Annotated in this window: 12 protein-coding genes and 1 pseudogene; 6 read left to right on the forward strand and 7 right to left on the reverse strand. The window is 43.8% G+C overall.

Features of this window, described 5'->3' with window-relative positions:
* Positions 1–259 precede the first annotated feature (259 nt).
* Positions 260–523: a hypothetical protein gene (locus tag ACJ751_RS24225; RefSeq protein WP_407748115.1), complete on the forward strand. Its 264-nt coding sequence runs from the start codon at positions 260–262 to the stop codon at positions 521–523.
* A 64-nt stretch (positions 524–587) separates the two neighbouring features.
* A complete protein-coding gene (locus ACJ751_RS24230; RefSeq protein WP_407748116.1) occupies positions 588–974 on the forward strand; it encodes a DoxX family protein in 387 nt (128 codons plus the stop codon).
* A 61-nt stretch (positions 975–1,035) separates the two neighbouring features.
* Here ACJ751_RS24230 and ACJ751_RS24235 read toward each other — a convergent pair whose 3' ends face one another.
* The 3 genes from ACJ751_RS24235 to ACJ751_RS24245 all read right to left on the reverse strand — a co-directional run bounded on the left by ACJ751_RS24235 (position 1,036) and on the right by ACJ751_RS24245 (position 3,968).
* Positions 1,036–2,343: a hypothetical protein gene (locus tag ACJ751_RS24235; RefSeq protein ID WP_407748117.1), complete on the reverse strand. Its 1,308-nt coding sequence runs from the start codon at positions 2,341–2,343 to the stop codon at positions 1,036–1,038.
* A gap of 280 nt (positions 2,344–2,623) precedes the next feature.
* A complete protein-coding gene (locus ACJ751_RS24240; protein ID WP_407748118.1) occupies positions 2,624–3,037 on the reverse strand; it encodes a hypothetical protein in 414 nt (137 codons plus the stop codon).
* A gap of 403 nt (positions 3,038–3,440) precedes the next feature.
* Positions 3,441–3,968, reverse strand: coding sequence for a GNAT family N-acetyltransferase (locus tag ACJ751_RS24245; RefSeq protein WP_407748119.1), 528 nt, complete (start codon positions 3,966–3,968; stop codon positions 3,441–3,443).
* A 290-nt stretch (positions 3,969–4,258) separates the two neighbouring features.
* Here ACJ751_RS24245 and ACJ751_RS24250 point away from each other — a divergent pair, with 290 nt between their 5' ends.
* Together ACJ751_RS24250 and ACJ751_RS24255 are read left to right on the forward strand one after the other, a co-directional pair.
* Positions 4,259–5,026 (forward strand): acyl-CoA desaturase, encoded by a 768-nt coding sequence (locus ACJ751_RS24250; protein WP_407748120.1) that lies wholly within the window; start codon positions 4,259–4,261, stop codon positions 5,024–5,026.
* 154 nt (positions 5,027–5,180) lie between these two features.
* A complete protein-coding gene (locus ACJ751_RS24255; RefSeq protein ID WP_407748121.1) occupies positions 5,181–6,203 on the forward strand; it encodes an LLM class flavin-dependent oxidoreductase in 1,023 nt (340 codons plus the stop codon).
* 50 nt (positions 6,204–6,253) lie between these two features.
* On the opposite strand, the gene ACJ751_RS24260 is transcribed toward ACJ751_RS24255, so the two are convergent.
* The 3 genes from ACJ751_RS24260 to ACJ751_RS24270 form a co-directional block, all read right to left on the reverse strand.
* Positions 6,254–6,805, reverse strand: a complete 552-nt coding sequence (locus tag ACJ751_RS24260) for a dihydrofolate reductase family protein (protein ID WP_407748122.1) — start codon at positions 6,803–6,805, stop codon at positions 6,254–6,256.
* Positions 6,806–7,018: 213 nt separating this feature from the next.
* Positions 7,019–9,694 (reverse strand): carboxypeptidase-like regulatory domain-containing protein, encoded by a 2,676-nt coding sequence (locus tag ACJ751_RS24265; RefSeq protein ID WP_407748123.1) that lies wholly within the window; start codon positions 9,692–9,694, stop codon positions 7,019–7,021.
* The gene (locus ACJ751_RS24270) at positions 9,694–10,620 is read right to left on the reverse strand and encodes a GLPGLI family protein (protein WP_407748124.1); all 927 of its coding nucleotides are present in this window, start codon (positions 10,618–10,620) and stop codon (positions 9,694–9,696) included. The genes ACJ751_RS24265 and ACJ751_RS24270 overlap by 1 nt, the downstream gene beginning before the upstream one ends.
* Before the next feature lie 196 nt (positions 10,621–10,816).
* Here ACJ751_RS24270 and ACJ751_RS24275 point away from each other — a divergent pair, with 196 nt between their 5' ends.
* Positions 10,817–12,001, forward strand: coding sequence for a sensor histidine kinase (locus tag ACJ751_RS24275; RefSeq protein WP_407748125.1), 1,185 nt, complete (start codon positions 10,817–10,819; stop codon positions 11,999–12,001).
* Complete coding sequence (locus ACJ751_RS24280) at positions 11,998–12,690, forward strand: LytR/AlgR family response regulator transcription factor (protein WP_407748126.1); 693 nt, start codon at positions 11,998–12,000, stop codon at positions 12,688–12,690. Before ACJ751_RS24275 ends, ACJ751_RS24280 begins: the two co-directional genes overlap by 4 nt.
* Positions 12,691–12,791: 101 nt before the next feature.
* On the opposite strand, the pseudogene ACJ751_RS24285 reads toward ACJ751_RS24280, so the two are convergent.
* Positions 12,792–13,297, reverse strand: a pseudogene (locus tag ACJ751_RS24285) (SDR family NAD(P)-dependent oxidoreductase); the annotation flags it as partial.

Consider the following 13,297-nt stretch of genomic DNA (forward strand, 5'->3'; position numbering starts at 1 on the left):
CCATATTCAGGATGGATACAATTTGCGATGCGCTTATTTGTTTCCCGGTATAGATCTCGTACAAAATGCGCGCTTCAGCGCCTGCCTTCTCTATCCCTAAATAAAACGTCATCCTTTCTATGTATAACCTTTGCAGGTTGCGCCGGTACAGGTCAACAGGCGTTCGCCAGCTCGCCCAAACCCCTTTTCCAGATCGCCTTTTCCTGGCATATTTTTTTGATCATTAAGAAAATCCATCCAATGTTTAAAAATGTTAACTATGAAAAAACAACTTGCTACTAAAAAAAATAAACCTACCGGGCAAAAACCCCTGCCAGAAGCAAGAACAGAAAAAGATGCCGACGACCTGGCGCATTCACAGCCGGAGAAATTACCTAAGGAAGCCGGAGAAGAAGACCTCGATGATCTGATACACCGGCCTCCAAAACCAAAGCCGGGCAGCCTGAATGAGAATCTGCAGGAAGACCCTGATGATCTGGCACATAGATATCTTGAAGAAGATGATGACGATGATGATAAGTAATCGCTTTTACATAATGTAGAGATGTCTCCTCATTAAAAGGCGAGGTATAATAATTGAGTTAATCATGAAATACATACCATTAACAGGCAGGATCCTCTTTTCTTTAATTTTTCTAATGACTGCCATCAATCATTTCTCAGGCAAAACCATAGGGTATGCCGCTTCTCAAAACGTTCCGTTTGCGTCGGTGCTTGTTCCTGCTTCCGGCATTATTGCTACTTTAGGAGCATTAAGCATTATATTGGGATATAGAGCAAGGTTAGGTGCATGGCTGATTGTGCTGTTTCTGGTACCGGTAACACTTATGATGCATAATTTTTGGACTATAACGGATCCAATGATAAGACAAATGCAAATGGCGATGTTCCTGAAAAATATCTCCATGCTGGGGGCAGCTTTGATGATCACTTACTTTGGGTCGGGCCCGTTTAGTATTGATGCAAAAGCGTAACCCGATAATCGGAACAAACGCAACTGAATGTACTTTTGAGACACCTTCGTTTGCCCTTGATCTACAAGCTCAGCTTCATTAAAAATGCGTCGTCGTTTCCATTACCATGATTGCCGCTAAAATCACCATCTGTACTGCTTGAGTAGCCGGCCACCACATATGTGCGGTTACCAACTGGAATAATGGCGGAGGATCGATCGCTCATTGAGCCGCCAAATGAGCTGGGCGCCAGGGAGCCGTTAATAGTTAAGTTCAGGAATAACAGATCATAGCTCCCTTTGTTGTTGCTGGTTTCACCTTCTTTGCTGTTTGAGTAACCCGCAACAATGATTCTGCCTTCAGTGCCAGGGGTGATGCAATAGGAGTAATCTTCCTGTGATCCCCCAAAAGTTTTCTCCCATTGTTTTATTCCCGAGGCACCCGCATAAACTACCCAAATATCAGAAGCACCACCATGATTGAAGCTAACGTCGCCATCATTACTGTCAGTACTTCCGGTGAGCACGTATCCGCCGTACTCAGTTATCAAACCACGGGCATATTCTGAACCTGAGCCACCGAAAGTTTTATCCCATACTTTGTTGCCAGAAGCATCCAGTTTCATTAATAAATAATCAAAACCGCCCTTATTACTGCTGATGTCGCCGTCTTTGCTGGCACTGGACCCGCAAAGCATAAATCCGCCATCTGCATTTAATACTATCTGGCCAGGCAAATCGTTTAATGAGCCGCCCAACAGTTTAACCCATTGCTCATCGCCCGATGCATCGAGCTTAATGAGCATGATATCACTGCCGCCATGATTGCCGGTTGCAATTCCATCCGTACTGGTAGTGCGTGCCAGCACCAAATAACCCCCATCAATAGTGGTGATAATAGAAGTGGTTTCATCCAGCAGTGACCCGCCATATGTTTTAACCCACGATTTATTTCCCGAAGCATCGAGTTTCAGGATCACGACCTCTGAATTTCCCTGGTTGGAAGGAATGTCGCCATCTGAACTTTGCGTAGTACCTGCTATGATATAGCCCCCATCAGTGGTGGTTACAACAGCATTGCCATTATCAGCTAAGGAGCCGCCAAAATTTTTAACCCATTGCTTGTTACCGGAGGCGTCGAGTTTCGCCACTAATATATCTTCTCCGCCCTTGTTGCCGGTTAAATCACCGTCTGCACTTTTTGAATACCCCGTAACAATGAGCCCGCCGTCGGATGTTTTTTTCGCATCATTGGCTCCATCTAAATCTGTTCCTCCCAGCATTTTTTGCCAGTTTATGCCACGGGTATAACCGTCATAATTATCTTTTTTATGACAGGCGCTTATTGAAATTGTTAGAACCAAACACCATAATGCCTTGCTGATTTTCATAAAATTAATGTTTAATAAAAGTTTATTAAAGAAGCTTAACGATTTTATGCCGTATAGAATAAAGAAGGTTGAAAAAGTATTTAGGACTATTGTGGGTGGAAATTTTTTTCAGTCCCTATTAATAGATGGCAAAGGGGTAAAGTATTTTTCGAGTAGAAATATTGAAGCGCATGTCAGGTTGCGTACAACTAAAATATAGGAATCGCCTTCTAATAAAACAGGCCATCTGCCGATTGGCAGATGGCCTGTTTATAAGTTACAAAAAAATAAAAATAATTTCTTACATTTTAGAGATCGTAACATCTTCTACAACTCTCGACGTGGTCACGATCTTATATTGCTCCAAAGCTCTTGCTTTCGCTTTCAATTTAATGGTATACACGGGGATGTTATCAGCTTTAGGAAATCTTAGTCTGTAACGGAAACCGGCTTTGTCAATCTCCTTACTGTACATCTCATCTCCACGTTCGTTTTCAATAACCAATACAAGTCTTTTAGCTTCTTCATTGGAAACTTTCACCTCAACCACTATTTCCGATTCAGTGGCGCCGGTTATGTGAACTTCCATTTGATCTGCCTTTATTTTATCACCATCATGCACAGGTGTTGCATTTACTAATGAAGCGAAGGTTATTGCAGTTACAAATAATACTGCTTTGATTAATTGCTTGGTACGGATGTTTGTCTTGCTCATATATTAACATTTATAGTTTCTATGGAAGGCAAACAATGTTATAGAGAGAAAAATCAGCTTTCGTTTACACCACAAATTTAGCAGGTAGCTTCATTTGAATGTTTTGACGCTGCAAAGCTAATGTATAGTTGATATGGATGCAATAGGGTAATGTTAAGCAATTCTAAATCATTTTATGTGCAAACGATATCTTATACAGTAACAATTCAGAAATTTTTCAGAAACTATATCACCAGCTTGTACTAATGACCGTTGCTGGCCGCTTTTTTATTTTTCCAGGCGTCTCGCAGTGATTTTTATAGCTCATTTATCCGCAAAGATCACTTATTAAATAAATAATAATACATGTCAGCCATGACCGAAATGTGAATATCTTTTTGAGGAAAAGCATAAGTTAGCTTCTCTATGAAGAGAGCCTAAACAAAATCATATCTGTATTGGTGTCATCATGAACCCTTGTTTTTTCAAAGTTCAGCTTTTGAAGAAGATTCATTGAGCTTTGGTTGTCTCTATGAGAAAAAGCGCTGATTGAAGTTATTCCAAGTGTTTGAAAGGCAAATTCAATTACGCTGCCTGCTGCTTCCTGCATGATACCTTGTCTCTGATACTCCGTCGAAAGTTCATACCCAATTTCACAGCTGTTATGCTCGTCTGAAAAATCAAAAAGACAGATAGTTCCAATTAATTTTTGGCTATCAGCTTTTGTAATTGCCCAATATAAGTTTTCATTTTTGGCTATATTTTCATTTATAGCAGTAATAAAATGTAAGGCATCTTCAGGCGTTTTGCTTGGTCGTCTATCAAGATATTTATTTATGCCTGGATCGGACCGAAGAAGAAATATTTCTTCGATATCACTTTCTAACAGTTGGCGAAGTACTAACCGTCCTGTTGTTAGTACTGGAAAAGGTGAAAAGTTTCTGTTTATCATTTTACGAATTTAATCAAATAGGCAGTAAGAGAACGGCCGCAAAGCTTATTTCATGGCCCCGTTAAGGCTTATAAGATTCAGCGGGTATGTAATTGCGCTGAATTTTATAATTACCTGTAAAACACGATTTAGGACGTTAATACACCACTTCGGTACACTTTTCTATTGATTATTTACTGTAACTTGCGGCCCGATAGATTTCGCGTATTACTTTTTTAGTTTCACTTCAGCTTAGTGGCTCTTCCGAAAAAAATTAGTTTTCCGCATATTCTATTTCAAAAAGTAAAATTATGTGGGTGCTGATCATTTTTATAGCCATCTGGTATTCTTCTCTTTTTTGTCAAACCTTTTTTCAACACAGGTATGCCGCTCACCAGGCATTTACCATGAATAAATTCTGGGAAAGGACCTTTTATATTTTTACTTATTTAACACAAGGCTCGTCTTACCTGAGTCCCCGCGCCTATGGTATCATGCACCGGATGCACCATGCCTATACTGATAACGAAAAAGACCCTCATTCCCCGGAGTATTCACGCAATATGCTGCAAATGATGGTGCGCACCAAGCAGATCTATAGCAGTATCTATAAAGGTGAATTTGAAGTAGAAGAGCAATTTACCCGTAATCTGCCTGATTGGCCGGCATTTGATAAATGGGCGCACTCTACCTTTTCCCGCATATGCTGGATACTTGGATATACAGCAATATTTCTTTGGCTAAGCCCATCCCTCTGGTGGCTGCTGTTATTGCCTGTTGTAATTATTATGGGGCCGCTTCATGGAGCTATCATCAACTGGTTTGCTCATAAATATGGGTATACCAATTTCAAATTAAAGAACACCTCTCAAAACCTGTTTTCGGTTGACTTTCTGATGCTGGGCGAATCCTATCATAATAATCATCACAAAAGTCCTACTGCTATTAACTTTGGTAAACGCTGGCATGAAGTGGATCCCGTTTATTATGTTATCAGGTTATTGGCTTCGCTACGGGTTATTACTTTACGTATTGACAAGCATAAAACAAAAAAAACTCCCGATAATTGGGAGGCCTAAATTATTTCCCGACAATTTTCGTTCGGTGTACAATTCCCCAATCTGTAAGATTGGTGATGATAAGTTTCCTTTCCTATCCCTGTTTCTTCCGGAATCAGGGATTTTTTGATATAATACCTATTTTTGTGTGGCTATTTACAATTGAAAGCCTCTTATGAAGAAAATAGGATTTTTATCATTCGGACATTGGTCCAATCGTACAGGCTATAAAACCCGTACGGCAAGCGACACATTGCTGCAGTCCATTGATCTGGCCGTTGCTGCCGAGGAGATCGGTTTAGATGGCGCGTATTTCCGGGTGCATCATTTTGCCGCTCAGTTAGCCTCTCCGTTTCCTTTGCTTTCGGCCATCGGCGCCAAAACAAGCAATATAGAGATTGGAACGGGTGTTATCGACATGCGGTATGAAAATCCCCTCTACATGGTGGAAGACGCCGGAGCCGCCGATCTGATTTCCCGCGGGCGATTACAATTGGGGATCAGCAGAGGTTCACCGGAACAGGTAATCGATGGGTGGCGTTATTTTGGCTATGAACCGGCTGAAGGAGAAACAGACGCAGATATGGGGCGCAAAAAAGCGTTGCAATTTTTGGATACACTCAAAGGTGTTGGATTTGCACAACCCAACCCCTATCCCATGTTTCCTAATCCACCAGGCCTGTTACGATTAGAACCCCACTCAGAAGGATTGCGCGAACGTATCTGGTGGGGAGCCGGTTCTAATGCTACAGCTATCTGGGCAGCCGAAAACGGAATGCACCTGCAAAGTTCAACCCTGAAGTTCGACGAAAGCGGCAAACCGTTCCATATACAGCAGGCAGAACAGATCAGGTTGTACAAAGAAGCATGGAAAAAAGCGGGGCATCAGCGTGAGCCAAGGGTTTCGGTGAGCCGGTCTATTTTTGCATTGATAACCGATCAGGACAAATATTTCTTTGGGCAGGAAAACAACAGAGTCGACAAAATTGGTATTCTTGAAAATGACAAACGCGCCATTTTCGGAAGAAGCTATGCCGGAGAACCGGATCAGCTCATCAGGGAATTGGCTCAGGACGAAGCCATCCAGGAAGCTGATACGCTCCTTTTAACAATACCCAACACGTTAGGAGTTGACTACAACATTCACGTACTGTCTTCTATTTTGAAATATGTGGCGCCCGGATTAGGCTGGCGTTAAAAAGCATTGCTGGTAATGAAGAATACCGTACCCTGTTAGCGGTTCGCTGTTTACTGTCGTGCCGGCTCGTAATAAAGCACGATTGCCCCTGAACCCAGGGTTTTTGTCTTAAAAAGTTTTAAAATTGTCCTGTCTGTTATTTTGTCAAACAATGGCAGACCTTTTCCTACGATGACAGGGTGAACACAAAGCTGAAATTCATCAACCAAATTAAGTTCCACTAGCTGAATAATTAAACTCCTACTGCCAACTAAAATGTCTTTACCCGTTTGTTGTTTGAGTTCTAAAACTTCTTCTTTAATGCCTTTTCCTGAAAGGTTTGAACTTGCCCAGTCAACGCTTTTCAGTGTGCGGGAAAAAACAATCTTTGGAATCTTGTCTATCATCACAGCAAAGTCATCCATCGGTTTATTGCCAGTAGGATTTTTTAACACAGTTCGCCAATATTCCATAAGTTGATATGTAATCCTTCCATATAAAAGAACGCCTGCGTTACTTATCAGTTTACTGTAATGTTGATGTAGCTCATCATCTGCAATCACTGCAGTGTGGTCGCAAAACCCGTCAAGTGTCATATTGATTGCTGCAATTACTTTTCTCATATTCTGTCATTTTAATTACTTGCGGTATGTCGTTTTACAATGACGGCTAACGGCCAGGCCTTCGCGCCGGTGGGGAAATAAAGCCGTGTCCGCCCCGAACAAATGCCATTAAATTATTTGGTTGAAGGTAAGAAAAATGCCGATTAGTATTCCGTCAACCTGTCGTACAAATCAACGTGGTCAGCACCAGGTATAATTACCAACTCTTTCGGTTCAGATCTTAAACATCACCTTGAGCAGAACGATCCTGCCGGGAAGCGAATATGAGCTGGCCGTAAACATATTTGCCGAAAGATCAAACGACCTGTAGGCCTTTACATGCAGGATATTAACAGCGCTGAGCTCGAAGTTGACTTTCCATTTATTGGGCTTGAATTTCAATGAGCCGTCAGCAAAAAAATACTTCAGGTCGGAGTTACCCGCCTGCCGGGTAAAGTAATGCTGCCCCGACAATCTGAACTGCACATTGGTCAGGGGGTTATATTCAACCGACACCTGCTCCTGCAGTTGGTTGATATGGTTGGCTGATACAGCTACCGCGGAATGACTGGCCGTTTGAATAAATGTGGCTTTATAGTCAATGGCCACCTGTTCTCCTGCTTTGATGTTAGTGCCGAATGAACCGGTTTTAGTGATGGTATTGAATGGCAATAACTGATCATTCTGCAATTGCACCGACCGGGTGCGCTGCCATTGCAAACCAACGCTGAAGGTGGTCTTCAAAGTAAAGGAATATTTACTCGCCGTGCCGCTAACCATCCATGAACCGGTAGCATTGGGATAAGGCAGCATAACCTGTTGTTGCAGGCTATTGGTAATGATCGCTGATGCAATCTTATCCGCGACGAGATGGTCATAACTTACATTCAGGCTGGCGAACAACATGATCAGCGATTTGCGGTAACAAAAGCCGGCTGAGGCTTTCTGGTTGCGCTTTTCAATCAGTTCTGCGCTGTTTGCATAAAGCGTCAGGTAGTCTTTCAAAATATAACCCTGGTAAAGATCTTCTATGGTCCCCAGCTGATTGCGGTAATTATACGAGAGATACAAATAATTTTCGGCGCTGACCTGGTACTTTATCCTTAAAAGCGGGTCACAATATATACGCGTCAACTGTTTGTTCAACGTATACCGGCTATCGGAATAATTGAGCTGCTGCAGGTTTACCGGCAGGCTAAGGTTTGCCTGAAGGATAGTTCCGGGCAGGTCATAGTCCGCTTCCGCATATACTTTCGTCCTGGTCCAGCTCAAATTATTCATGGAGCTGTCGGATACGGGATCTATCTTGTTATCAACCTGCGCCACGTTAAAGGCCGAGCCTAATTTTTGAGACTGAACGCTAAACCCCGCCTTGAAACTCTGTGTGATGAAGTTAGACGGTATTTTAAGAGACAGGTAATTAGTGGTGAACCAGGTTGGGATATTTACCTGCTGGATCAATTGCCCATATTGGTTGTTGCTATTAAAGATTGCCGGTTTATAATCAGGACCGATGGTCCTGTATTCCGGTTCGGCCGAATGACTGACATTGGAATAGGCCTGGATAATATTGTTTGACTTTAAAGTTCTTATCAGGTTAAATTCATTGGAGAAGCTCAGCGGCTTATCATGAAGTACCTGCTCCACCATGGCGTTGTTCGTGTTCAGATTGGAATAATATGCAGTCCGGTTGTTATCCATCACCAAAGCATCATTAAGATAATACCTGTCTCTGTTACAATTGAGCGTTAATTGGGTATGCAGCAGATCAGTGCGGCAACGGTTGTGTTGGGTCTCATAATACCCGATGGTATCGCGGGGTAAAAAGATAGTCGTCAACTGGCTGTACTCCTGCTGCTGGTTGTCATGGAAATACCAGGCGTTTACCCTTATCTGGATGTCGTGACGAAATTTGAAGAGGTTATTGAGGTTGAGAAGCCCGGATTGATTGAACAAATACCGGCTGCGCGATAAGGCAGGGTTGTTTACCGTACCGAGGGAAAGTAACGCAGCCGGCATATAATTATCGATCAATTGTTCGTGGTTGCTTACGTTATGGGCAACCAGTTCCTGCGTCAGGTCGGATCCGGTGTTGTTGCCTTTCAAATAATTAATGGCCTTGTAATTGTCCTTAAATAGCATCGTATTCAGGTCAACGTCATAATTGCGCGGCAAGCCCGCACCTACGCTCTCCTGCCCGATCATTTGCATTTTTGCCCCTTTTTTTATGGTCAGGTTCAGGGCCACATCATCGCTCATCACTTTATTTCGTAACACTTTTACAGGTTGATCATTTTGTATAACCTGCACCTGCTCCACAACGCCCTGGGGAATAGTATTGGTAGCGATATTGTATTTATCATCCAGCAGGTTATCGCCACCAATATACAGGTTGGAGATCGGTTTGTTATTATAATAGATGGTTCCGTCGGAACTGACCGTTATGCCCGGCAGTTTTTTAATCACATCACCGATCACCAGATCCTGGGCACCGGCAAAAGCAGCTACCTTGTAGCTAAGCGTATCGCCATGGGTTCGCAAAACAGGCCGGCTGCTTTTGATCTCGACAGACTTCAGCTGGTTCGCTGCAACGCTCAATATAAAGTCATAGGCAAGGTGTACGTCCGCTATTGGCCGGCTCACGGCTTTGTAACCGATACTCGTTACTTGTATTACTAATTTGCTTACAGGTATATTGACAGGGACCGGCAGCGTATAAGCGCCGCCGGCATCCGTAACCGCATAACCGATAATCCGGTTGTTGTCGGAATTTATCAGGTTTACACTGGCAAAGGGAACAGCCTTTCCGGTACTATCCGTTACCCTACCCCTTATATTTTGCGCCAGTCCGGCCATTGAAAGCAACAAGGCGATAAGGGACAGGCCCGGCACCTGTATATACCTGCTCATCATTTTTCGGGCAGTTCTATGGGATTATTCATTACAGGGCCGCTATCCCCATTAGGCCTTCGGCGAACCATTACATGATCACTGTTAGGTTTGTCGCCCCGATCGATGGCCGCATTAATAGCTTGTGCAAAAGCTTCAGGATTCTTCTCCATGGCCGCTCGCAGTTTATCGAATTCCTTTTGGGTGGTTTTGATCGCCTGAGCCGGTGGCTGTATCAGATTGTGATCATCATTCAACCCCTGCAATATCGGCGGCAAATCCTTTTCGTCGGTATTGCCGCCTATCCGCTGGCCTTTGGGCGGCGACGGAACCGTCTTCTCTACCCCGTCAAAGGCAAACACAACCTCGTTTTTTGTATCACGCGCGTCTACAATGACGCCGGGCAAGCCGTTTAATTTCCAGGGTCCGGTATGCACCGGCAGATCAGGGCAAAACCATACTATGTAATCCCGGCCCTTGAAATGCCCAGTGGCTTTCTGGCAGTGCAAGCCGCCAAAGGTTGCCGTGTCGTTGCTGATTGTCCAGTTTATTGCGGGCATAGCCGCTTCGATGAGATAGGCGTTAACCATCACGTAATCTTTTGTGAACAATTTATTCTCACCCGGATACTGAAAATATTGAGTGGGCGAACCTATACCCGTCCGGTTAATTCCCCTCGGCTGCCCGTCCGGACTGCTGGCTACCGCTTCGGCATACACCTTTTTAAACTGTTGATCGGCTACCAACTGGTCATAACTTTTATAGGCGCTCGCGTTTTTGCCTACAAAAAGCACCATGTTAAATGTGCGGGTGAGCGGCCGTTTTGTGGTGTCCATTATATGGGTAAATTTATAATGCACCATCAACCAGGCCGTATCGGGTTTTTGCGCTTCAGCGCCAATACATGCCGTTAGTAAACCAACGGCTAATAGTAATTGCTTTTTCATGGTTCCTGCTATTTTTTAAACAATACTATCTCCCGGACACCACTCCCCGAAAACTTTGGTATCAATGAGCGTTAGTCAGGGTTGAAAACCGGATTTTTGTTATCCGGGATCTCAAAAACGCTTCGTTTAGCCATCATTCTGGTTCATTAATCACCTGACCTTTTGATAGTACCCGTGATATTTTATCTTTGTCAATATGCATTCAGCCAAAAAAAGACTTTGGATAGAAATATTGCTCCACCTGCTATTTTGGGCAGGCGTTTTTTATGTGCTTACGTCATTGGACAATTCGCATATCCAGATATACGCCAGGCGACCAGGCCCCCATATTGCCAGGGATCACCGTGACGAGGCCGGCGTCTCTACCTATGTGTATATTATTCTCCTTTCCCTGGCCCTGCTTTTTTATGGCAATGTATTTTGGGTGTTCAGGAAAGTTATCCGGTATAAAAGGGGCGTCGTCCGGCTGTCCATCTGCACCGGATGGTTTGCGCTGGTATTTGGTACGAACTACCTTATCGATGGCCCCTTGTTCAATCAGGCGAACCCAGACCCGGTGCCGCCGCCCCCACAAATGAGGGCAAGAATAGACAGTGCAATGAGGGCCCCCCATCCTGACACTGGTTTCTTCCGTCCCCCTTCCGATGCCGTCAACTTCACCGTCCGTAACTGGCTGCACATGCAGCCTGTTATATTGTTTGCTTTCCTTGTAATCGAGGGTATAGCTATCGGCTATTTCTTTCTGAAGGAATGGGCAAAAAGCGAGCTCAGGCAAACCCAGCTACAGGCCAACCAGTTGAGTACCGAGATCAAGTTCCTTAAATCGCAGATCAACCCGCATTTCCTGTTCAATACACTCAACAACCTGTTTTCGATGGCACAAGCCAAAGAAAACGACGAGCTCGCCGATGGTATTTTAAAACTTTCCGGAATGATGCGCTATATGCTGTATGACAGCAATGAGGAACGGGTGCCTCTTGGAAAGGAAATCACCTACCTGGAAGAATGCATTACGCTTAATAAACTACGTTATGCCGATGAGGAAGTAACAGTAACGTTTGATCACCCCGGGCAAACCGCTGACGTCAGGATCGCACCGATGCTGTTTATTCCCTTTGTGGAAAATGCCTTTAAGCACGGTGTTGCCATAGGGCAAAAAGCGACCATCCACATTGCCATAGTTGTTTCCGGACAAAAGCTGATCTTTGATTGTGTCAATACGGATTATAGCTTTATCAAAAAAATGGAGATGGAAATAAGCGGCATCGGCCTGGAAAATGTAAAACGCAGGCTGGAGCTGGCTTATCCCGGTAAACACCAGTTGAGCATTAAGCATGAATCCGGTAAATTTATGGTTAACCTTGAAATCGATCTGTCATGATGACCTGTATAGCCATTGACGACGAACCAAAAGCGCTGGAGGTAATAGAACGGTATTGCCAAAAGATAGGATCAGTCAGCCTAAAGGCAACCTTTCGTGAACCGCTCAAGGCGATCGAGTTTCTGAACCGCGAAAAGATCGACCTGATCTTCCTCGATATCAATATGCCGGATATCAACGGTATGCAACTGCTGCAAACCCTGTCTCCCCGGCCCCTGATCATTTTCACTACCGCCTATAGTAAATACGCCGTGGAAAGTTATGAGCTGAACGCTGTGGACTATTTGCTGAAGCCGGCCACTTTTGAGCGCTTCCTTATGGCAATCAATAAAGCCGTGGCTGCATTGTCGTTAAAAAATACCACCGGTATGGATGAAGACGCTGCGGTGTGGATCAAAAGCGGGCCGCAGACCTACCGGGTTAAAATAAGCGACATACTATACCTGGAAAAGAACGGCAATTATCTTACCGTTCATCTGAAAGACGGGAATATACTGATCCGTGAAAATATGGCTGACATTTTTGACCTTGTACCGGCGGCGGATTTTATCCGGGTACATAAATCATATGTGGTGGGCATCAGGCATATCAGCATGATCGAAGTTCATCAGCTTATTATAAATGGTGCAAAGATCCCTATTGGCAGCACCTACCGCGACTCGCTCCGCGACCGGCTCGGTATCGGATAACCTGTCAATTAATTGTCGAAAAGTGTTTCTTTGAAAAGCAAAGGCTGTTAACATACGTATGATAACAGCCTTTACTTAAAATGCGACCGCCTTTCAGGAACTTATTTACTATAAGTGATTTTCAGGAATTCCTTTAATGCCATTGGTCTTCTTCCTAACAATTTTTCAAGATCACTTCGGTGCGTATCAAATTCACCATTTCCGATGGCTGTTCCGAATCCGCCCATGAATGAAGCAACTTCTTTTGGAACGCCGGCTTTTACAATCACGTCGATGTAAGTATTAAGATCAGGTTTAAGATAGGTAACCTTTTTACCGTTAATAGCTGAAAGCATACCTGCTATTTCTTCAAATGAATAGGCAGTATCGGCAGTAATCGCGTAGGTCTTATGCTCATGACCCGAAGTCGTTAAAACTACTGCGGCCGCTTCCCCCATTTCTGCTCTTGGTACCCAGGGTAATTTTCCATCACCTGCTGGAAAGAAAATACCGCTTTCCAGAAACGTTTCTCCCAGAAACTTTCCTATCGAGTCAGCGTAAAGCATGTTGTCCAATATAGTGTAGGCAATTCCGGTTCCTTTAAGATAATCAGCTGTATCTTTATGAA

This window comes from Niastella sp., assembly GCF_045805085.1.
Lineage (GTDB): Bacteria > Bacteroidota > Bacteroidia > Chitinophagales > Chitinophagaceae > Niastella.

Excerpts from the sequence above, each read along its gene's own strand:
- ACJ751_RS24250 (WP_407748120.1), top strand. The coding sequence starts at position 4,259 with ATGTGGGTGCTGATCATTTTTATAGCCATCTGGTATTCTTCTCTTTTT.
- ACJ751_RS24225 (WP_407748115.1), top strand. The coding sequence starts at position 260 with ATGAAAAAACAACTTGCTACTAAAAAAAATAAACCTACCGGGCAAAAA.
- ACJ751_RS24230 (WP_407748116.1), top strand. The coding sequence starts at position 588 with ATGAAATACATACCATTAACAGGCAGGATCCTCTTTTCTTTAATTTTT.
- ACJ751_RS24265 (WP_407748123.1), bottom strand. The coding sequence starts at position 9,694 with ATGAGCAGGTATATACAGGTGCCGGGCCTGTCCCTTATCGCCTTGTTG.
- ACJ751_RS24245 (WP_407748119.1), bottom strand. The coding sequence starts at position 3,968 with ATGATAAACAGAAACTTTTCACCTTTTCCAGTACTAACAACAGGACGG.
- ACJ751_RS24255 (WP_407748121.1), top strand. The coding sequence starts at position 5,181 with ATGAAGAAAATAGGATTTTTATCATTCGGACATTGGTCCAATCGTACA.
- ACJ751_RS24280 (WP_407748126.1), top strand. The coding sequence starts at position 11,998 with ATGATGACCTGTATAGCCATTGACGACGAACCAAAAGCGCTGGAGGTA.
- ACJ751_RS24260 (WP_407748122.1), bottom strand. The coding sequence starts at position 6,805 with ATGAGAAAAGTAATTGCAGCAATCAATATGACACTTGACGGGTTTTGC.
- ACJ751_RS24240 (WP_407748118.1), bottom strand. The coding sequence starts at position 3,037 with ATGAGCAAGACAAACATCCGTACCAAGCAATTAATCAAAGCAGTATTA.
- ACJ751_RS24235 (WP_407748117.1), bottom strand. The coding sequence starts at position 2,343 with ATGAAAATCAGCAAGGCATTATGGTGTTTGGTTCTAACAATTTCAATA.
- ACJ751_RS24275 (WP_407748125.1), top strand. The coding sequence starts at position 10,817 with ATGCATTCAGCCAAAAAAAGACTTTGGATAGAAATATTGCTCCACCTG.
- ACJ751_RS24270 (WP_407748124.1), bottom strand. The coding sequence starts at position 10,620 with ATGAAAAAGCAATTACTATTAGCCGTTGGTTTACTAACGGCATGTATT.